Genomic DNA, 17,768 nt, shown 5'->3' with positions numbered 1-17,768 from the left:
CGGGGGTGGAAGGGCCCCGGCGGGTGCTCGGTCGATACTGTGGCTGTATGCGCGAAGATCAGATCGAGACCGCGACCGCGCCGCTCCGGGACGATATCCGGTTCCTGGGCGGAATCCTCGGCGAGACGATTCGCGACCACGAGGGCGCGGAGGTCTTCGACCTCATCGAGCGGGTCCGGGTGGAGGCGTTCAAGGTGCGGCGCTCCGAGGTGGAGCGCAGCGCGGTCGCCGACATGCTGCGCGATGTGGACATCAAGACCGCGCTGCCGGTGATCCGGGCCTTCAGCCACTTCCTGCTGCTGGCCAATCTGGCCGAGGATCTGCAACGCGATCGGCGGCGGGCGGTGCACGTGGCGGCGGGGGAGCCGCCGCAGGATTCCAGCCTGGCCGCCACCTACCGCAAGCTCGACGCCCTCGGGCCGGACGGGGACGTGGTGGCCGAGCTGCTGGCCGGGGCGCTGGTGTCGCCGGTCATCACCGCCCATCCCACCGAGACGCGGCGGCGCACCATCTTCGACGTGCAGGCCCGCATCACCGAACTGATGCGGCGGCGGCAGCGCTACGCCGAGCACGAGCCGGAGTTCGCGCGCATCGACACCGATATCCGGCGGCAGGTGCTGGCCCTGTGGCGCGCGGCGCTGATCCGGTTGGCGCGGTTGCGGATTCAGGACGAGATCGAGGTGGGGCTGCGGTACTACGACCTCACCCTGTTCGATGTGATCCCGCGGATCAACGATCAGGTGCGCACGGCGCTGCGGGCGCGCTGGCCCCAGCACGAGTTGCTGGCGCGGCCCATCCTGCGGCCCGGATCCTGGATCGGCGGCGACCGGGACGGGAATCCGTTCGTGACCGCGGACGTGGTGCATCGCGCCACCCATCGCGCCGGGTCGGTCGCCTTCGAACGATATTCGACTTCGCTTGTCGAATTGGAGAAGTCGCTGTCGCAATCGGCGCGGCTGGTGCCGGTGACACCCGAGTTGAAGGCCCTGGCCGACGCCGGATTCGATGATTCGCCGCAGCGCGCCGACGAACCGTATCGGCGGGCCATTCGCGCCATCCGGGCGCGCCTCAGTGCGACGGCGCGGCGGGCGCTCGGTGAAATCCCCTCGGACGGAATCGATGTCGAGGCGCAGCCCTACGCGGGACCCGAGGAGCTGCTCACCGACCTGAACACGGTCGACGCCTCCATGCGCGCCTCCGGTGACGGCCTGCTCGCCGACGATCAGCTCGCGGCGCTGCGCGGTGCGGTGGAGACCTTCGGATTCCACCTGCAGGGCTTGGATCTGCGGCAGAACTCCGAAATGCACGAGCAGGTGGTGGCGGAGCTGTTCGCCTGGGCCGGAGTACATTCCGACTACGCCTCGCTCGATGAAGCGCAGCGAGTCGAGCTGCTCGCCGCCGAGCTGACCACCCGCCGCCCGCTCATCGGGCCCAATGCCGAGCTCAGCGAACTGGCGGCCAAGGAGCTCGCGGTCGTGCGCGCGGCCAAGACCGCCCTCGACGATCTGGGCGCGGACACCGTGCCCAACTACATCATCAGCATGTGCACCTCGGTCAGCGACATGCTGGAAGCCGCACTGCTGTTGAAGGAAGCGGGCATTCTCGACCCGGGCGACGCCGCCACCCCGCCGTCCGGCCCGGTCGGCGTGGTCCCGCTGTTCGAGACCATCGACGACCTCCGCCACGGCGCCGACATCCTTACCGCCGCCCTGGAAGTGCCCGCCTATCAGCGGCTGGTCGCCGCGCGCGGCATGCGGCAGGAGGTCATGCTCGGCTACTCCGACTCCAACAAGGACGGTGGCTATCTGGCGGCCAACTGGGCGCTCTACCGCGCCGAACTGGATCTCGTGGACGCCGCCCGCAAGACCGGAATCCGCTTGCGGCTCTTCCACGGTCGCGGCGGCACCGTCGGCCGCGGCGGCGGCCGCAGCTACGACGCCATTCTCGCCCAGCCCGCCGGCGCGGTGCGCGGCTCGCTGCGCCTGACCGAACAGGGCGAGGTCATCTCCACCAAGTACGCCGAATCCGGTACGGCCTACCGCAATCTGGAAGCCCTCGTCGCGGGCACCCTCGAATCGACCCTGCTGGATGTCGAGGGCCTGGGCGCCGATGCCGAACCCGCCTACGAGGTCCTCGACGAGCTGGCCGAGCTGGCCCGCCGGGCGTATTCGAAGCTGGTCCACGAAACTCCGGGCTTCGTCGACTACTTCCGCGCCTCGACACCCATCGCCGAAGTCGCCGACCTGAACCTGGGTTCGCGCCCCGCATCGCGCAAACCCACCAACTCCGTCTACGACCTCCGCGCCATTCCGTGGGTCATGGCCTGGAGCCAATCCCGGGTCATGCTGCCCGGCTGGTACGGCACCGGCACCGCCATCGAACAGTGGATCGGCGAGGACCCGGCTCGCCTGGCCGCCCTCACCGACCTCTACCACCGCTGGCCGTTCTTCCGCACCGTGCTGTCCAACCTCGCCCAGGTCATGGCCAAGGCCGATATGGACATCGCGGCGGCCTACGCCGAGCTGGTCCCCGACGAGTCCTTGCGCGACATCGTCTTCGCCATGATCCGCGCGGAGTACGCCCGCACCGCCCGCATGCACGCCGCTATCACCGGCACCGACGAACTCCTCGCCGACAACCCGGCGCTCGCGGAGTCCATCCACAACCGCTTCCCCTATCTGGAGCCCCTCAACCAGCTCCAGATCGAGCTGTTGCGCCGCCGCCGCGCCGGCGACGACTCCGAACTGGTGGAGCGCGGCATCCTGCTCACCATGAACGGGCTGGCCACGGCACTGCGCAACTCCGGTTAGGACACCCGCTGCCGCGGGACCGGCCGGTCGCGGTGGGTGATGGCGTCGACGAAATCGGTCCAGCCGTCGGCGAGCGCGGCCAGCCGGTACCAAGCGGTATGGACCAGTACGCCGGAGAGGTCGTCACTGGTGTGCAGGAGCCGATTGGCGCGGACCTGCGCGGCGGCCATGCGGTCCACGAAGCCGCCGGGCGAGCTGGGATGCCGATCCGGCGCGGGACCGAACTCGAGCAGTATCCAATTGTCGATCAGCGCTATCAGTTCGGATCTGTCGCAATCGATCTCGGATGCGTGACCGGGATTCTCGCGGCGATTGCGGTGCAGTTCCGCCAGTCGCGCGGCCGACCGCACCACGGGGTGGTCGTCGGGCCGCGTGCCGCGATGCCCGCCGAATGCGGCCAGCAAGTCGTGCCAGTCGGGTAGCCCGGTCCGGGTGCGGGCCGCGCTCGCCGCCGGGGCGGTGTCATGCGGAAACATGGTCGGCCCCTTGCAGTATCGCTTGCCTGACGGCGCTCAGGACCGTCGCGCGATGCGGTATCACCAGCGGTCCGGGCACCGGTTCGCACGCCCAGTGCCAGCTGCCGGGTCCATCGGTGCGCGGCAGCATGATCCGGGTTCCGGATTGCGGAACCGAGACTCCGTGCGCGAGCAGCCGGTGTTGCAGGGGAGCGGGGACGCGGTGATAGGGGAGCGGCGGCGCAACGAGAAACATCCAGCGCCGGTCGCGCGGGTCGGCGATCACGGGGGTGGCGGGCCGGTGTGCCAGCGCGTCCCGCACGTGCCGTCCCAGATCGGCGGGCAGGCCGAGGGCTTCCACGGTCCGCCCGATGGTGAGGTACGGCCGATCGGCGAACACCTCCACCGGTAGCCCGTAGCGCACGCGCAGCAGGTGGGCCGAGTCATAAGGGGAGCAACATGATTCGAACATCGGATCCTCCGAACGCCGGATGGTGTGCACCCGGCGCCGCAGGGAGGGGGCGGTGCCCGGCGCCGGGTGCAGAAGAAGTCTGCGCGGCGACCTTGCCCGGCCGGTGACGTGCCGATGCCATTCGCGTGACCGTCTGTAACGCCGTCATTCCCGGCTGCGCGGAAGTTCTCGTGAGGACCCTCACCGCACAGAATTCATTGTGTTGGAGGAGTTTCCGGGTTACGTTGCGCCGATGGCGGCGATACCCGGCGAGTTCACTGTGACGTCCTTGGACGCGGCCGCGGCGGCGCGTCGGCTCCCGGGCTGGGTGCCACTGTACAACGCCTGTTTCAGTGTCCCGCCTTGGAATTCACCTACCCGAGATGTTATGGAGTACACCGCGCAGACCGCATGGCATTTGGAGCAGCCCGGCTTCACCGCCCTGGAGGGCCGTACCCCGACCGGTGCGACGGCCGGGGTGGCCTACGGCTGGCCGACGCCGGTGCCGTGGCCGGACACCGAGTTCTATCGCGATGTCACGCGCGATCTACCCGCCGATCAGGTCCGGCGACTCCAGTCGCCCGGAACCTTCGAAGTCGTCGAGTTGATGGTCGACCCGTCGATGCAGGGCCGGGGCCTGGCCCGGACGCTGCTCGGCGCCCTGACCCGGGAGTATCGCCGGGCCTGGCTCGTCACCCTGCCCGAGTCGCCGGCCGCGGCCATGTATCGCCGATGGGGCTGGCAGCCGACCGGCGCGTTCGCCACCAAGCTCTATCCCCGGCTCGAGACCTTCCTGCTCGACACCTAGCGAACCCCCTCTGTGCGTAGGAGAAATCCTACGGTTGACGCGTAGGTAAAAACCTACATATAGTCTCGATCATGACGATTTCGCAGATCCAGACCATTACCGCCTTCGTCGACGACCAGGATCGCGCCAAGCGCTTCTACACCGAGGTGCTCGGCTTCGCCGTCCGCAGCGACCGCACCATGGGCGACAACCGATGGCTCGAGGTCGCTCCCGGCGACTCCGGCACGGCCATCGTGCTGCACAAGCCGTTCCCGGGCGCGAGCGCCGGAACCCTGGGCGGCGTCATCCTCGCCAGCGCCGATCTCGACGACACCGTCGCCCGGCTGCGCGCCGACGGGGCACAGGTCGACGGACCGGCCGACATGCCCTGGGGACGGCAGGCCACCTTCGCCGATCCCGACGGCAATTCCTATGTCCTCATCGCCGACGGTGCACGATGACAACGCTTTTCGAGGTCAGCGGGGTGCACAAGCGCTTCGGTGACACCATCGCGCTGGACGGGCTGACGCTGACCGCGCGGCCGGGCAGCCTGCTGGCCGTGCTCGGCCGCAACGGGGCGGGCAAGACCACCCTGGTGCGCATGCTGGCGACGCTCACGCCGCCCGACAGCGGAACCGTGCGGGTGCTCGGCCACGACACCCGGCAGGACGCGCCGGTGGTGCGCCGGCTGATCGGCCTGGCCGGGCAGTCCGCGACCGTCGAACCGCTGCTCACCGGCAGGGAGAACCTGGAGATCATCGGCGCGCTGTTCGGCCTGTCCCGCCGCGACGCGCGGGCCGCGGCGATCGCGGTGCTGGACCGGCTAGGCCTGGCCGGGGCCGCCGACCGCCGGGTCGGCGGTTACTCCGGTGGCATGCGGCGGCGCTTGGACCTCGGCGCGAGCCTGGTCGGCCGCCCGCGCCTGCTGCTGCTCGACGAGCCCACCACCGGGCTGGATCCCGCTGCGCGCCACGGACTCTGGGCCTTGGTGACCGAACTGGTGGCCGGCGGCACCGATGTCGTGCTCACCACCCAGTACCTGGAGGAAGCCGATGCGCTCGCGGACCGGGTGGTGGTCCTCGACGGCGGTCGCGTCCGCGCCGACGGCACACCCGGCGAACTGAAGGCCGCCCACGGCGCCGAGATCGTCACCGTGCGCACCCGCGAGGCCGATCGGCTCGAGGTGTTGCGCGCGGCGCTGGATGACATCGGGCGAACCGGCTTCACCGTCGATCCCGACGCCTGTGTCATGACCTGGTCCTCACCCGCCGGGGGAGAGGACGCCGCACGGTGCTTCGCCGCCGTGCCCGCCGCGGCGATCGAGGAGATCACCGTCCGCAAGCCGACGCTGGAAGAGGCATTCCTGGAATTGACCGCCGGTATCGGCGACCGAATCGAGGCGAGGGCATGACCGTGACCGCCACCGTGCCGCCATCGCGGGTCCGCCTCCCGGCCGCCACGGCCGCCGTCGCGCGCCGGGTGCTGCTGATGACCGTGCGCAATCCGCCCGTCATCGTGATGGCGGTGCTGCAGAGCGTGACCTTCCTGCTGATCTTCCGGTATGTCTTCGGCGGCGCCATCGCCTCCGGCGATCTGCGCTATGTCGATTTCATGGTGCCGGGCATCCTCACCGTCGGCGTGGTCTTCTCCGTCATGGGTGTCGGCCCCGCCATGGCCGAGGATCTGGGGCGCGGGATCGTCGACCGGTTCCGCTCGCTGCCCATGCCGCGCGCGGCGGTCCTGCTCGGCCGGGCCGCCGGCGCACACCTGCTGACCGCGGGCACGCTGCTGGTGACCGCGGCGGTGGCGTTCGCGGTGGGATTCCGGGTGCGCGAGGGCCTGCCGGGCGCGGCCGCCATGCTGGGTCTGTGCCTGCTCACGGCGGTGGCGTTCACCTGGGTTTTCATTGCCGTGGGCCTGGCCACCGCCGATGTTCAGGCGGCGCAGGGATTCGGGTTCCTGGTCTTGCCGCTGTCGTTCGTGTCGAGCGCCTATGTGCCGGTGCACACCATGCCCGGCTGGCTGCGGCGGGTGGCGGAGCATCAACCGCTGACGGTGATCATCGAGGCGAACCGGTATCTGACCCAGGGCCCCGCCGGGCTCACCGGGACGGCGCACTCCGGCGGCTACTATGTCGCGGCGGCCGTCACCTGGTGCGCCGGTATTCTCGTGGTCGCCGTCGCCGCCGCGCTGGCGCTGTTCCGGCGGCGGTGAATTCCCGAGCGAATGAAGGGCAGATGCCGCACCGCGTGAAATCCAGTCTCGCCGACCGGGTGTTCGGCGCGCTCGCCAATCCCACCCGCCGCGACATTCTCGACGCGCTGCTCGACGGTGAGCGGACCGCGGGGGAGATCGCCGAACTGTTCGATATGGCGCGGCCGAGTGTGTCCGAGCATTTGAAGGTGCTGCGGGACTGCGGTCTGGTCGGCGAGGACAAGCGCGGGCGGCATCGCTACTACCGGGTGGAGCCGGAGCCCTTGCACGATCTGCAATCCTGGCTGGATCCGTTCGAGCGGTACTGGCGTGACCGCATGCGCGATCTGGGCGCCACCCTCGATGCCATGCCCGACGAGCCGAGCGAATCCGACGACGGAACGGAGCCGCAGCAGTGACCGACGATCTCAGCACCATCGAACTCGACCAGTTCTATCCGCATGCGCCGGCCAAGGTGTGGCGGGCGCTCACCACGCCGGCGCTGATGGCGCGGTGGCTGATGGAGCCGGAGGGGTTCGAGCCGGTCGTCGGCACCCGATTCCGCCTGCGCGCCAAGCCGATACCGGCGACCAACTTCTCCGGTGAGATCAGCTGCGAGGTGCTGGAGGCGGTCCCGGCCAAGCGCCTGCGCATCACCTGGGAGGACGCCGCCGCCACCGTGCCGGCCGGGTGGACCGTCACCTGGGATCTGCACCCCGAGGGCTGCGGCACCCGAGTCGTGCTGACGCACAGCGGATTCGATCCCGACGATCCCACCGCGCAGCTGTCACGCAGCATTATGCGCGGCGGGTGGCCGGGCATCCTCCGCCGGCTGGAGCAGGCGCTCGGGGACGAGGCTTCCAGCGCGGACTAGGCGGGCGTCGCGGTCAGGAACGCCGGGGCGTGATCCCACGCCCATTCGGCGTAACCGTGTGGCGCACGGCCGAGTACGCGTTCGACATCGCCGGTGACGGTGGCATTGCCGCCCGTTCGCGCGTAGGCCTGGCCCGCGAGCGCGCCGTCGGCGAATTCCGCCGACATGCCGGAGGCGATCATGTGCTCCCGCGCGACGTCGTGCGGTACGTCGACGACATCGATGGGCCGCTCCAGCACGACGGCGAGCATGGCCGCCTGCTCATGCGTGGTGATCGCCGCCGGTCCGGTGAGGGTGTAGACGCGGCCCGCGTGGTCGTCGGAGAGTAGGGCTGCGACGGCCACCGCGGCCACATCGCGCGGATCGATCACCCCCTGCGCGCCCGTCCCGGTCAGATTCGGCACCGGCTGCCCGGCCGCGATGGGCTGCGCCCAGCTCAGGGTGTTCGACGCGAAACTGCTGGGCCGCAGGATCGTCCACGCCACCCCGCTCTCCCGCACCACCTGTTCTCCCGGCAGGTGCCAGGAGCCCACCGGCCCGAGTTCCGGATCTCCGGTCCCGATGGCCGACAGCTTCACGATCCGCCGGGCTCCCGCATCCCGGGCGGCGGCGATCAGCGCCCGATCCAGGTCCACGAATTCCGGTCCGAGCAGCCCGACCACGAACACTGCCTCGGCGCCGGCGAACGCGGCCGCCATCGCCGCCGTATCCGTGTAATCCCCGCGCACCACCTCGACCCCCGAAGGAACCTGCGCCCGTTCGGGATTCCGCGCCACCGCCCGCACCTGTTCACCCCGGGCCGCCAACTGCCGGACCACTTCACTGCCGATGGTGCCCGTGGCACCCGTAATCACGATCATGCCGTCGACACTGCCGCGCACACCTGGTCGCGCTATAGGAAAAACCGGCACGGCTCACCACCGGCGCGCCGCCTACAGTGGATCCGGTGACCACCCTGGAACGCCCGGCGGCCGTGGTGACCGCCGAACTCTTCGAGCATGCGACGCCGCCACCGGAGTCCCTGCGCCCGTGGATCACCGAAATCGGCTACATCCCCACCGTCTTCGAACCCTTCGAACCGTTCACCCATCTGCCACAGGCCGTCACCACGATCGTGCTGCGCACCGAACCGTCCGGCCGCCGCGATGCCCTCGTGGTCGGACCGCGGACCCGCGCCACCTATTCCACCGCGAAGCAGCCCGCCGGCTGCGTCCGCATGCGCCTGGCCCCCGGCGCGGCCCGGCCCCTGCTCGGCCTGCCCGCGGCCGATCTCACCGACCGCGCCCTGCCCCTCGGCGATGTCCCCGGCCCGGCCGCCGAATTGGCCACGGCACTCACCGAACTGGACTCCGAAGAGGTCGCCGCATTCCTCGAACAGTGGCTCCCGCAACGCCTCTCCGAAGACCCCGCCACCCGCGACCACCGCCGCCTGCTGACCGCCGCGGTCACCGCCCTCACGAGCTCCACCGCCCCGGTCCCGGCGCTGGCCGCCACCCTGGCCGTCAGCGAACGCCAGCTCCGCAACCTGTTCACCGCCGGAATCGGCGTCTCGCCCAAGCACTTCGCCCGCATCGACCGCGTGCGCCGGATCCTGGCCGCCGCGGGCGACACCGGCTGGGCCGAGGTCGCCGCGGCCACCGGGTATTACGACCAATCCCATATGACCGCGGACTTCCGGTCGCTCATGGGCGTGACGCCGGACAGATTCCGCAAGGGCGACCTGCCGGCCCCGGCGGCCTGCCGGGCGCTCCCGCGGGCGGCCTAATCGCCCCAGTTGTTCGTCAGGTCGATCGTGCCGATCCCGGCCAGCATCTTTTCCGGATGCCGCTGCTGCACAAGGGCGTTGGCGAGCGTGCCGGGCATCGCCTTGAGCGGGTTGGCGAGCGCCTGCGCGTCGACGATGTCGGCGAGCGCGCGCCCGCCGCCGAGTCGCGGATAGCGGGCGTGCACGAGATCGCCGTAACCGGCCGGCAGATCTGCCGGACCGCCGCCCACATCGATCCCGATGCCGGACACCGCGATCCAGATCTCGGGCCGCCTGCGGCGCCGGAAGACCGGGGAGTCGATGAATCCCAGCGTGTGCACGGCGATCGCATCCCACACCACGTCCACCCGCTCGTCGCCGACCCCGTTCTCCTCCAGGAACCGAGCCCCGAAATCCGCCCCGTCCAGCTCGAACCGCTGATCGCCATTGGCCAGGTCGGACAGGCCGATATCGTGCAGTGCGCAGATAAGGTAGACCAGCTCGTCGTCGAAATCCGCTCCCGGGCGCAACCCCTGCTCCTGGGCCAGCCTGCGGCCGAACAGGTACCCGCGCACGCTGTGATTGCGGATCGCGGCGGTGAGCGAATCCTCCATCAGCTGTTGTGCCTTCGCCGCCAGCGGGGTACCGGGCAGCGCCAGCGCGTCCTCCTCGGCCCCCGCCTGACCGGGCTGCAGCGCCATTGCCACTCCGGCCAGCCCGGCCCCTGCCAAGACGTTTCTACGAGAGAGCTCCATCGGTATCTCCTTGGATAGCAGCGTTGTTCGCCGATGAACGGATGATCGACTCGATTCTTCGGCCCCCGCCCGCGACCCGACAGTGGCCAGAATGACAGGGTGCATTAAATTCTGGCCATGCACGTTGTAGCGGTCCTGGCACTCGATGGCGTGGTCCCCTTCGAGCTGACCATCCCCGGCCAGGTCTTCGGCGTGGCCAACTCCCGCACGCCCGCGCCCGCCTACGAGGTCCGCCTGGTGGCGCCCGGCCGGCAGGTCACCGCCGATCCCACCCTCGGCGGCTTCGTCCTGCGCACCGACTGGGACCTGCCCGACCTGACCGCCGCCGACACCGTCATCGTCCCGGGGCACGCCGATTTCGCCGCGCCCCAACCGGAATCGGTGCTGACCGCATTGCGCGCGGCAGCGGCCCGGGGCGTGCGCATAGCCTCGGTGTGCGTGGGCGCCTTCACTCTCGCCGCCACCGGCCTACTGGACGGCCGCCGCGCCACCACCCACTGGCAGCACGCCGATGAACTGGCGCAACGCCATCCGCGTATCGAGGTGGACCCCGCCGTCCTCTTCATCGACGACGGGCAATTCCTCACCTCGGCCGGCGTCGCCGCCGGCCTCGACCTGTGCCTGCACCTGGTCCGCCGCGACCTCGGCGCCGCCATCGCCGCCGAAACCGCCCGCGGCATAGTCATGCCCCTCCAACGCGAAGGCGGCCAAGCGCAATTCATCCAGCATCCGATACCCGCCGGCGACGGCAACCACCTGCAGCCCACCCTCATCTGGATGGAATCCAACCTCCGGCACCCGCTCACCCTCGCCGACATCGCTCGCAACGCCAACCTCAGCGTCCGCACCCTGACCCGCCACTTCCAGGAACAGGTGGGCACCACACCCCTGCAATGGCTGCTGGCCACCCGCGTCCGCCACGCCCGCGAACTACTCGAAACCACCGATCTGGCCATCGAAACCATCGCCCGGCAAGCCGGTTTCGCCACCTCGACCACCTTGCGCCACCACTTCACCCACCGGTTGGGCACCTCGCCACACCAGTACCGCAGCGCCTTTCGCGCCCGCGAGCGCAGCTCCTAGGCGGACCCGGCGGGGGTGCGAGGCGAATCAGTCGGCGGTGGCCTTCACCCAGCGGGTGGCGAGGTCGACGACGGCGGGAAGCTTGGCGCGCACATCGGCCGCGTCGGCGAAGCTGATCAGCCCGCGGTCGGGGGAGCGCCAGTCGATCAGGCCGGTCGGGTCGTCGAACGTGAAGCCGTCGATGTCGGCGTCACGTTTCTTGGCGCCGCGGTGGAAGATCAGGGTGACGACGTCTTTGGGCTGGAGCTGGAAGGTGATGCGGTCGTCGCCGTTGACGCAGAAGCTCGGGGCGTTCCACTTGATCTGTTCGGTGAGTCCGGGATTCGCGAGGAGGATGGCGGCGCGCAGCTCCTCGATCTCGGCCTTGCGGGGATGGGTCGACTCGGCGAGGAATTCTTCGACACTCTGCTTCTTGGCCATGGTCACTCCGTCGGCTCGGCAGGATGGGAGGAAATGCCGTGATCGCAGGTGATCCTACGCCGGATACGTAGAAGCCGGTCGGTTCGCGATACCCGGAGGGGGACAAGCGGGTACCGAAAACCGACCGGCGTGGATCGGGCCGGCGCCTCGAAGACGGCCCGATGTTCTGGGGTTGTCACAGCGTCGCCTGGCGACTCCGTGAGGGGTGGCGGCCGGGTGGCGGGTGGGCTCAGCTGGCGTAGGCGCGCAGGCGGTCGGCCCGCTCACCCTTGCGGAGCTTGGACATGACCTCGCGCTCGATCTGGCGGACACGCTCGCGGGACAGCCCGAACAGCTTGCCTATCTGGTCGAGGGTGCGCGGCTGCCCGTCGTCGAGGCCGTAGCGCAGGCGGATGACCTGCTGCTCGCGCTCGTCGAGGGTGGCCAGCACGGTGCGCACATCGCGGTGCAGCAGACCGGCGATGACGGCGGACTCGGCGGAGGTGGCCTCGGAATCCTCGATGAAATCACCGAGCGGGGCCTCTTCGTCATTGCCGACCGGCATGTCCAGGCTTACCGGATCCCGGCTGTGGTCGAGCAGATCGGCGATCTTCTCCTGCGGAATCCCGGACTCGCGCGCCAGTTCCGCATCGGTGGCCTCGCGGCCCAGTTGCTGGTGCAGTTCGCGCTTGATGCGGGCGAGCTTGTTGACCTGCTCCACCAGATGCACGGGGAGGCGAATGGTGCGGCTCTGATCGGCCATGCCGCGGGTGATGGCCTGCCGGATCCACCAGGTGGCGTAGGTCGAGAACTTGAAGCCCTTGGTGTAGTCGAACTTCTCCATGGCGCGGATGAGGCCGAGGTTGCCCTCCTGGATCAGATCCAGCAGCGGCATGCCGCGACCGGTGTAGCGCTTGGCCAGCGACACCACGAGGCGCAGATTCGCTTCGAGCAGATGCTGCCGGGCGGCCTGACCCTCGCGGACCAGGATCGCGAGATCCTTCTTGCGGGCCGCGGACAGTCGTTTGCTCGTCTCCAGCAGATGCTGAGCGTAGAGGCCCGCCTCGATGCGCTTGGCCAGCTCGACCTCGTCGGCGGCCGTGAGCAGCGCCGTCTTGCCGATTCCGTTCAGGTACACGCGTACCAGGTCGGCTGCGGGGCTCTGGGCGTCGAGGTCCTGTTCGCTGGTGCGCACGTCAGTGGTGGCGGGGCTTGTCATGACTTGCCTCCTGTCGGTGGTGTCTCGCTCCGTTCAACGGACCCGACATCAGGAAAGTTCCCCGCCGCACCGCGCGTAAACCGCATCTGAGCTGCGGTTTTTACGGCGCACGTCTGAGAAGTTCCTGAGAACGGCGCAGGTCGGGGAACACGGTCGTCGCAGCGGCGGCCGCCGGTGTCCGGGCGATTGCCGCCACCGGATCCGAACTGCCGCCCGCCCCAATCGATTACGTGTCAATGGATCCCCGCCCTGCTACTGGTCCGTCCAGCTGCCGATGCAACGATGCGCAGGTCATCGGCATTCCCCGGATCATGCGCGGCAAGCCTGGTCTGTGACCGGTATCACTCCGAATTATCGGTCCGGGAGGGTATACGGCCGCTGACCGGGGAAGGTTCTATGCCTTTTGCTGGTATGGGCATACCACTTATGTGATACGTTCATATCAACAACGAGGGCGAGGGGATGCCGTGGCCGACAGGAGACGTTTTCGCTCAGCGCGGATGGATGAGGCCGTGGCGCACCAGCCCGACCACCACGCCCACTGCGGCGGCTTCGAATTCGGAGGTCGCGGCCTCGCCGGTCGCGCCGAAGGCCAGCAGTTCCACCAGTTCGCTCAGTGGCAACCCGTCGGGGCGCATACCGGCCAGCAGCGCCGCGATGGTGTCGTCGACCTCGTGCTGCCAGCGCGGTCCGTCACCGCGATGCAGGCGGGCCACCCGCTGCTCCCAGCCGTCCGCGCCGGGCAGGTACACCCGCTCCAGCGCGGTGGCCGGATCCACCTCGAAGCGCGAGGCCAGAATGCGGTCCGGATCGGTGGCCACCGCGCGCAGCCAGGCCGAGCGCTCGAAGTAGCGGGTCGCCTCGGCGCCCAGCGGATCGTCGAAGCCGTGCGTGAGGTCCTCGGCGAGCAACTCGGTCGGGCCGTCGATGGCGCGCAGATAGACGAAGCCGAAACCGATGCCCGCCACATCCGCGGCGGTGAAGGCGTCGAGCCATTGTTCGGCGCGCGCCTGGGCCGCCGGCTCACGCGGATCCAATCCGGCGTCGCGCAACCAGGTTCCGACATACAGGGCGGGATCGGCGATATCGCGCTGCACGATCCAGGCGTCGACGCCGTGGTCGGGCAGCCAGCTCGACACCCGCGCGCGCCAGTCCTCTCCCTCTATATGCACCCACGACGCCAGCAGGGCCGCGGTGCCGCCCGGATTCAGCAGTTCCGGAATGCCGGAGATGACCAGCTCGCTGGCGCCGTCGAGGGCGAGCCCGGAATCGCGGTAGGTGTGCTCGATCCGCGCAGGGCCCACCACGAACGGGGGATTGGCCACCACCCGATCGAACCGGCGGCCCGCCACGGGCTCGAACCAGGAGCCCTCGCGCAGTTCGAGATCCAGCTCGTTGAGCGCGGCATTGGCCTCGGCCAGCCACAGCGCGCGCTTGCTCACATCGGTGCCGGTGACGGTGCGGCCGTAGGACTTCGCGTGAATGGCCTGCACGCCGCAGCCGGTGCCGAGATCCAGCACGGTGCCGGCCGGATCGGTCGGCGTCGCGCGCAGCAGCGAGAGCGAGGCCTGGCCGACGCCCAGCACGTGCTCGGCGTCGAGGGTGCGGCGGTGCATGGAGTCGTCGAGATCCGACAGCACCCAGCGGGTGCCGGCGCCGAGGTCGAGCGGGCGCAGATCCAGCGCCGCGCGCAGTTGTCCGCCGTCGCGTTCGAGCAGTCCGGCGGCCACCGCCCGGTCCATGTCCACGGGGGCGAGCGCGGCGGCCACCTCGCGTTCGGGCATCGGATCGCCCAGCAGCAGCAGGCGAATCAGGGTGCCGAGTTCACCGGCGTCGCGTGCGGCGCGGCGCACCGGCACCGGCTCGGAGCGGCCGAGGGCGGCGTGCGCGTCGGCGCCGAGGACGTCGAGGAGGGTATCGGCGTCGTAGCCGACGCGGGTCAGCGCGGCGCGCAGGGCGGGCGCGAGGTCGGCGAGCAGGGACGAGACGGTCGTCTGGTTCGTCGGCATGACTACGAACTCTGCCACCGCAACCCCCGGGCATTGCGCACCGGCCCCTGCTCAGAACACGCGGTGTCCGAGATGCCGGAATGCAGCGCAACTCCGGCTATTATTCGCAACAATGCGTTCGGCGTCGGGTCCGTGTTTGCGGGGCTTGATGGCCAGGCTTACAAACCATTCCGTATTTATTCTTCAAGCCCTCATCGGCGGGGCTGTGACCTGCGGAGGTCTCGGCGGGTCGGAAGTTTGCCGGAATCGGGTGGCCGAAAGCCGTTACCGCGATTCAAGATCAACAATTTGAAGATCAGAATTGTTGTCACACAATGTTCTTCGTCTGTGTATGCTGCGATCATGTGCGGCTCCACGACGAGGTGGTATGACGGCGAGGCGGTGTCGTAAGTGGATGTCAACAAGATCCGGCGTCGAACCGCCGCAATTGCGGCGATCCTCGGGGTGCTGGCTCTGATGGTTACTGGCGCGTTGGATCGATTGTTGCTGGGTGTTTTCATAAGCGCCGGACTCACCCTCGGGTGGGTTAACGCTCAGCTCACCTGGATGTCCATTGTGCGCATCACCGATTCGGAAACGCCGAGTAAGCAAAAGCTGGCGATGTCCTCGGCTGCGCGGCTACTCTCATTGACCGGCCTGGCCATCCTGATCGCCATCTTCACCCGGCCCAACGGCATCGGAATCTTCTTCGGGCTGGCCGTCTTCCAGATCGTGCTGATCTACCACACCGTTGTGCCCGAACTGAAAGGGCTTCGACAGCAATCATGAGCTATACAGTCGCTTCGATCGCCCCACCGGGCGATCCCTTCAGTCTGTTCGCGGCAGAGGAGGGGGAAGCCAAGATCCATGTCGGCGAATACATGCAGGCGCATTTGTTCGGCATGACCTTCAACGTCGACACCATCGTCTCCACCGCGGTCGCCGCGATCATCGTGCTGGCCCTGGCCTTCTATCTGCGCGTGAAGATCACCTCCGGCGTGCCCAATGGCGTCCAGCTGTTCTTCGAGGCCGTCACCGTTCAGATGCGCAATCAGGTCGAAGGCGCAATCGGCATGAAGATCGCGCCGTTCGCGCTGCCGCTGGCGGTCACCCTGTTCGTCTACATCCTGCTGTCCAACTGGCTCTCGGTGCTGCCCGTGCAGTACGGCCAGGGCGAATTGATCAAACCGCCCGCCTCGGATATCAACTTCGTCTTCGCGCTGGCGGCCTTCGTCTTCGTCTTCTACCAACTCGCCGGTGTGTGGCGGCGCGGTGCGGGCGGGCATGTCAAGCAATTGCTCAAGGGCCATACCGGCTGGGGCCCGATGGTCTTCATCAACGTGATCGAGGAAGTAGCGAAGCCACTGTCGCTGTCGCTGCGACTATTCGGCAACATGTTCGCCGGCACCGTGATGATCTCGGTGATCACGTTGTTCCCCTTCTGGATCAGCTGGGGTCCGAATGCCATCTGGAAGGTGTTCGACATGTTCGTCGGACTCATCCAGGCCTTCATTTTCTCCCTGCTGACCATCCTGTACTTCAGCCAGTCGATGGCGGTGGAGCACGAAAAGCACTGATCGACTGCTGATCTCCCTCTTCGACAACGTTTTCACAAAAGGAAGTGACAAATGGAAACTGCGACCATCGTCCAAGGCGCGCTCATCGGTGGCGGCCTGATCATGGCGGGCGGCGCCATCGGCGCCGGCATCGGTGACGGTCTCGCCGGTGCTGCCCTGATCAATGGCGTCGCGCGCCAGCCGGAGGCCGAGCCCAAGCTGCGCGTCAACTTCTTCCTGACCGTCGGTCTGGTCGAGGCGGCCTACTTCATCAATCTAGCGTTCATGGCTCTGTTCGTATTCGCTACTCCCGGCAAGTAGTCCGGTCATGTCTCCGCGAACAGATGTGGTGGCCCAGCAGAATTTCCTGATTCCCAACGGCACCTTCTTCGTCGAGCTCGCGATCTTCCTGATCGTGCTCGGAGTCATCTGGTTCTTCGTGGTTCCGCCGATCCGGAAGGTGCTGGAGGAGCGGGAGGCGCGCATCAGCGAGACGGCGGTGACCGCCAAGGAGGCCGCCGACGTCTTCGCCGAGGCCGAGGCCCGCTACAACACGGCGCTGGAGAAGGCCCGCGCGGAAGCGGCCGAGATCCGCAATGAGGCGCGGGCCGAAGGCCGGGCGATTCTCGAGGAACTGCGCGGCGAAGCCCAGCAGGAAGCCGATCACATCGTCGAGGAGACCACGGCGCAATTGCGCGCCGAGGCCGATCAGGTCGCCGCCGAACTTCGAGAATCCGTGGAACCGCTCGCTCACGATCTGGCCGATCGCATGCTCGGCAGGAACATGAACGGTCGTACCCGAACCAGTGCCGGTCATCAGAGAGGACAGGGGTCGTGATCGACGCGTACGACCTGCTCGCCGCCGAAGGCATCTACAACATCACCTGGGATTGGCCCATCTTCTTCAGCCAGCTGTTCGGCTTCGGCGTCATTGTGTGGTTCTTCTGGAAATACATTGTCCCGCCGGTGAAGAGGATCATGACCAAGGCCCAGGAGCAGGTCCAGAAGCAGCTGGACGACAGTGAGCGGGCGGCGGACCGGCTGCTCGCCGCGAAGCAGGCCTACGACTCCTCGGTCAAGGAGGCGCAGGCCGAACTCGAGCGCATGCGCGAGGAGGCCCGCGTCGACGCCGACCGCATCATCGCGCAGATGCGGGAGGCCGCCGCCGACGAGGTGGAGCGCGTCCGGAAACAGGGTCGCGAGCAGATCCTGCAATTCCGCCGCCAGCTCATCCGCGATCTGGAGGCCGATCTGTCGGCCGCCATGCTCGCCCTCACCGAGGAGAAGATGCGCGAGCACGTCAGCACCCCGCAGGCGCGGGCCGAGAGCGTCGAGAAGTTCCTCGAGGATCTCGAAGCCCTCGCCAATTCCGCACCGGCCGCGCGGCCGGAGCCGCGGACCGGTTGGAACTGAACGAATTTCAGGCAGGCTTCCGGCCGGTCAGGCAATACGCC

The 17,768-nt window shown here is 68.5% G+C and carries 21 protein-coding genes; 14 read left to right on the top strand and 7 right to left on the bottom strand.

Going from position 1 to position 17,768, the window contains the following annotated elements:
- Positions 1-47 precede the first annotated feature (47 nt).
- Entirely contained in the window at positions 48-2,810 is a 2,763-nt protein-coding gene (gene ppc / locus ACFVIV_RS18910; protein WP_379197923.1) for a phosphoenolpyruvate carboxylase, read from the top strand.
- Here the strand turns inward: ppc and ACFVIV_RS18905 are convergent.
- Both ACFVIV_RS18905 and ACFVIV_RS18900 read right to left on the bottom strand, forming a co-directional pair.
- Positions 2,807-3,286 (bottom strand): DUF4254 domain-containing protein, encoded by a 480-nt coding sequence (locus ACFVIV_RS18905; RefSeq protein WP_379197921.1) that lies wholly within the window; start codon positions 3,284-3,286, stop codon positions 2,807-2,809. The genes ppc and ACFVIV_RS18905 overlap by 4 nt on opposite strands.
- Positions 3,273-3,737: a hypothetical protein gene (locus ACFVIV_RS18900; RefSeq protein ID WP_379197919.1), complete on the bottom strand. Its 465-nt coding sequence runs from the start codon at positions 3,735-3,737 to the stop codon at positions 3,273-3,275. Before ACFVIV_RS18900 ends, ACFVIV_RS18905 begins: the two co-directional genes overlap by 14 nt.
- Before the next feature lie 232 nt (positions 3,738-3,969).
- Here ACFVIV_RS18900 and ACFVIV_RS18895 point away from each other — a divergent pair, with 232 nt between their 5' ends.
- The 6 genes from ACFVIV_RS18895 (at position 3,970) to ACFVIV_RS18870 (ending at position 7,570) form a co-directional block, all read left to right on the top strand.
- Positions 3,970-4,524: a GNAT family N-acetyltransferase gene (locus ACFVIV_RS18895; protein WP_379197917.1), complete on the top strand. Its 555-nt coding sequence runs from the start codon at positions 3,970-3,972 to the stop codon at positions 4,522-4,524.
- Positions 4,525-4,595: 71 nt separating this feature from the next.
- Entirely contained in the window at positions 4,596-4,964 is a 369-nt protein-coding gene (locus ACFVIV_RS18890; protein WP_379197915.1) for a VOC family protein, read from the top strand.
- Entirely contained in the window at positions 4,961-5,914 is a 954-nt protein-coding gene (locus tag ACFVIV_RS18885) for an ATP-binding cassette domain-containing protein (protein ID WP_379197913.1), read from the top strand. Before ACFVIV_RS18890 ends, ACFVIV_RS18885 begins: the two co-directional genes overlap by 4 nt.
- Positions 5,911-6,717, top strand: coding sequence for an ABC transporter permease (locus ACFVIV_RS18880; RefSeq protein WP_379197911.1), 807 nt, complete (start codon positions 5,911-5,913; stop codon positions 6,715-6,717). Before ACFVIV_RS18885 ends, ACFVIV_RS18880 begins: the two co-directional genes overlap by 4 nt.
- Before the next feature lie 23 nt (positions 6,718-6,740).
- Positions 6,741-7,115 (top strand): ArsR/SmtB family transcription factor, encoded by a 375-nt coding sequence (locus ACFVIV_RS18875; protein WP_379197909.1) that lies wholly within the window; start codon positions 6,741-6,743, stop codon positions 7,113-7,115.
- The gene (locus ACFVIV_RS18870; protein WP_379197907.1) at positions 7,112-7,570 is read left to right on the top strand and encodes an SRPBCC domain-containing protein; all 459 of its coding nucleotides are present in this window, start codon (positions 7,112-7,114) and stop codon (positions 7,568-7,570) included. The genes ACFVIV_RS18875 and ACFVIV_RS18870 overlap by 4 nt, the downstream gene beginning before the upstream one ends.
- Here ACFVIV_RS18870 and ACFVIV_RS18865 read toward each other — a convergent pair.
- Positions 7,567-8,430, bottom strand: a complete 864-nt coding sequence (locus tag ACFVIV_RS18865) for an NAD(P)H-binding protein (RefSeq protein ID WP_379197905.1) — start codon at positions 8,428-8,430, stop codon at positions 7,567-7,569. The genes ACFVIV_RS18870 and ACFVIV_RS18865 overlap by 4 nt on opposite strands.
- Positions 8,431-8,516: 86 nt before the next feature.
- Here ACFVIV_RS18865 and ACFVIV_RS18860 point away from each other — a divergent pair, with 86 nt between their 5' ends.
- Positions 8,517-9,335, top strand: coding sequence for a helix-turn-helix domain-containing protein (locus ACFVIV_RS18860; RefSeq protein ID WP_379197903.1), 819 nt, complete (start codon positions 8,517-8,519; stop codon positions 9,333-9,335).
- Here the strand turns inward: ACFVIV_RS18860 and ACFVIV_RS18855 are convergent.
- Positions 9,332-10,069 (bottom strand): HD domain-containing protein, encoded by a 738-nt coding sequence (locus tag ACFVIV_RS18855; protein ID WP_379197901.1) that lies wholly within the window; start codon positions 10,067-10,069, stop codon positions 9,332-9,334. The genes ACFVIV_RS18860 and ACFVIV_RS18855 overlap by 4 nt on opposite strands.
- Before the next feature lie 117 nt (positions 10,070-10,186).
- On the opposite strand from ACFVIV_RS18855, the gene ACFVIV_RS18850 reads away from it, so the two are divergent.
- Positions 10,187-11,152 carry a GlxA family transcriptional regulator gene (locus ACFVIV_RS18850; protein WP_379197899.1) on the top strand — a complete coding sequence of 322 codons (966 nt, stop codon included), beginning with the start codon at positions 10,187-10,189 and terminating at the stop codon, positions 11,150-11,152.
- A gap of 27 nt (positions 11,153-11,179) precedes the next feature.
- Here ACFVIV_RS18850 and ACFVIV_RS18845 read toward each other — a convergent pair whose 3' ends face one another.
- From ACFVIV_RS18845 to ACFVIV_RS18835, 3 genes are all read right to left on the bottom strand, one after another.
- Positions 11,180-11,572 carry a DUF1801 domain-containing protein gene (locus ACFVIV_RS18845; RefSeq protein ID WP_379197897.1) on the bottom strand — a complete coding sequence of 131 codons (393 nt, stop codon included), beginning with the start codon at positions 11,570-11,572 and terminating at the stop codon, positions 11,180-11,182.
- 229 nt (positions 11,573-11,801) lie between these two features.
- The gene (locus tag ACFVIV_RS18840; protein ID WP_067547695.1) at positions 11,802-12,770 is read right to left on the bottom strand and encodes a sigma-70 family RNA polymerase sigma factor; all 969 of its coding nucleotides are present in this window, start codon (positions 12,768-12,770) and stop codon (positions 11,802-11,804) included.
- 491 nt (positions 12,771-13,261) lie between these two features.
- Positions 13,262-14,779, bottom strand: a complete 1,518-nt coding sequence (locus ACFVIV_RS18835; protein WP_379197895.1) for a methyltransferase — start codon at positions 14,777-14,779, stop codon at positions 13,262-13,264.
- 390 nt (positions 14,780-15,169) lie between these two features.
- Here ACFVIV_RS18835 and ACFVIV_RS18830 point away from each other — a divergent pair, with 390 nt between their 5' ends.
- From ACFVIV_RS18830 to ACFVIV_RS18810, 5 genes are all read left to right on the top strand, one after another.
- Positions 15,170-15,547 (top strand): hypothetical protein, encoded by a 378-nt coding sequence (locus ACFVIV_RS18830; protein ID WP_379197893.1) that lies wholly within the window; start codon positions 15,170-15,172, stop codon positions 15,545-15,547.
- Positions 15,548-15,639: 92 nt separating this feature from the next.
- Positions 15,640-16,335: a F0F1 ATP synthase subunit A gene (atpB, locus tag ACFVIV_RS18825; RefSeq protein WP_379198232.1), complete on the top strand. Its 696-nt coding sequence runs from the start codon at positions 15,640-15,642 to the stop codon at positions 16,333-16,335.
- Between the two features lie 51 nt (positions 16,336-16,386).
- Positions 16,387-16,635: a F0F1 ATP synthase subunit C gene (locus tag ACFVIV_RS18820; protein ID WP_379197891.1), complete on the top strand. Its 249-nt coding sequence runs from the start codon at positions 16,387-16,389 to the stop codon at positions 16,633-16,635.
- 7 nt (positions 16,636-16,642) lie between these two features.
- Complete coding sequence (locus tag ACFVIV_RS18815) at positions 16,643-17,152, top strand: F0F1 ATP synthase subunit B (RefSeq protein WP_379197889.1); 510 nt, start codon at positions 16,643-16,645, stop codon at positions 17,150-17,152.
- Positions 17,149-17,727, top strand: a complete 579-nt coding sequence (locus tag ACFVIV_RS18810) for a hypothetical protein (RefSeq protein ID WP_379197887.1) — start codon at positions 17,149-17,151, stop codon at positions 17,725-17,727. Before ACFVIV_RS18815 ends, ACFVIV_RS18810 begins: the two co-directional genes overlap by 4 nt.
- The last annotated feature ends 41 nt before the right edge of the window (positions 17,728-17,768 follow it).

The organism is Nocardia sp. NPDC127526, from assembly GCF_042672265.1.
GTDB lineage: Bacteria > Actinomycetota > Actinomycetes > Mycobacteriales > Mycobacteriaceae > Nocardia.
The sequence above is the reverse complement of the archived record's forward strand: the minus strand, read 5'-3'. Positions and strand labels throughout refer to the sequence as shown.

Excerpts from the sequence above, each read along its gene's own strand:
- ppc (WP_379197923.1), top strand. The coding sequence starts at position 48 with ATGCGCGAAGATCAGATCGAGACCGCGACCGCGCCGCTCCGGGACGAT.
- ACFVIV_RS18905 (WP_379197921.1), bottom strand. The coding sequence starts at position 3,286 with ATGTTTCCGCATGACACCGCCCCGGCGGCGAGCGCGGCCCGCACCCGG.
- ACFVIV_RS18900 (WP_379197919.1), bottom strand. The coding sequence starts at position 3,737 with ATGTTCGAATCATGTTGCTCCCCTTATGACTCGGCCCACCTGCTGCGC.
- ACFVIV_RS18895 (WP_379197917.1), top strand. The coding sequence starts at position 3,970 with ATGGCGGCGATACCCGGCGAGTTCACTGTGACGTCCTTGGACGCGGCC.
- ACFVIV_RS18890 (WP_379197915.1), top strand. The coding sequence starts at position 4,596 with ATGACGATTTCGCAGATCCAGACCATTACCGCCTTCGTCGACGACCAG.
- ACFVIV_RS18885 (WP_379197913.1), top strand. The coding sequence starts at position 4,961 with ATGACAACGCTTTTCGAGGTCAGCGGGGTGCACAAGCGCTTCGGTGAC.
- ACFVIV_RS18880 (WP_379197911.1), top strand. The coding sequence starts at position 5,911 with ATGACCGTGACCGCCACCGTGCCGCCATCGCGGGTCCGCCTCCCGGCC.
- ACFVIV_RS18875 (WP_379197909.1), top strand. The coding sequence starts at position 6,741 with ATGCCGCACCGCGTGAAATCCAGTCTCGCCGACCGGGTGTTCGGCGCG.
- ACFVIV_RS18865 (WP_379197905.1), bottom strand. The coding sequence starts at position 8,430 with ATGATCGTGATTACGGGTGCCACGGGCACCATCGGCAGTGAAGTGGTC.
- ACFVIV_RS18855 (WP_379197901.1), bottom strand. The coding sequence starts at position 10,069 with ATGGAGCTCTCTCGTAGAAACGTCTTGGCAGGGGCCGGGCTGGCCGGA.
- ACFVIV_RS18850 (WP_379197899.1), top strand. The coding sequence starts at position 10,187 with ATGCACGTTGTAGCGGTCCTGGCACTCGATGGCGTGGTCCCCTTCGAG.
- ACFVIV_RS18845 (WP_379197897.1), bottom strand. The coding sequence starts at position 11,572 with ATGGCCAAGAAGCAGAGTGTCGAAGAATTCCTCGCCGAGTCGACCCAT.
- ACFVIV_RS18840 (WP_067547695.1), bottom strand. The coding sequence starts at position 12,770 with ATGACAAGCCCCGCCACCACTGACGTGCGCACCAGCGAACAGGACCTC.
- ACFVIV_RS18835 (WP_379197895.1), bottom strand. The coding sequence starts at position 14,779 with ATGCCGACGAACCAGACGACCGTCTCGTCCCTGCTCGCCGACCTCGCG.
- atpB (WP_379198232.1), top strand. The coding sequence starts at position 15,640 with ATGCAGGCGCATTTGTTCGGCATGACCTTCAACGTCGACACCATCGTC.
- ACFVIV_RS18820 (WP_379197891.1), top strand. The coding sequence starts at position 16,387 with ATGGAAACTGCGACCATCGTCCAAGGCGCGCTCATCGGTGGCGGCCTG.
- ACFVIV_RS18815 (WP_379197889.1), top strand. The coding sequence starts at position 16,643 with ATGTCTCCGCGAACAGATGTGGTGGCCCAGCAGAATTTCCTGATTCCC.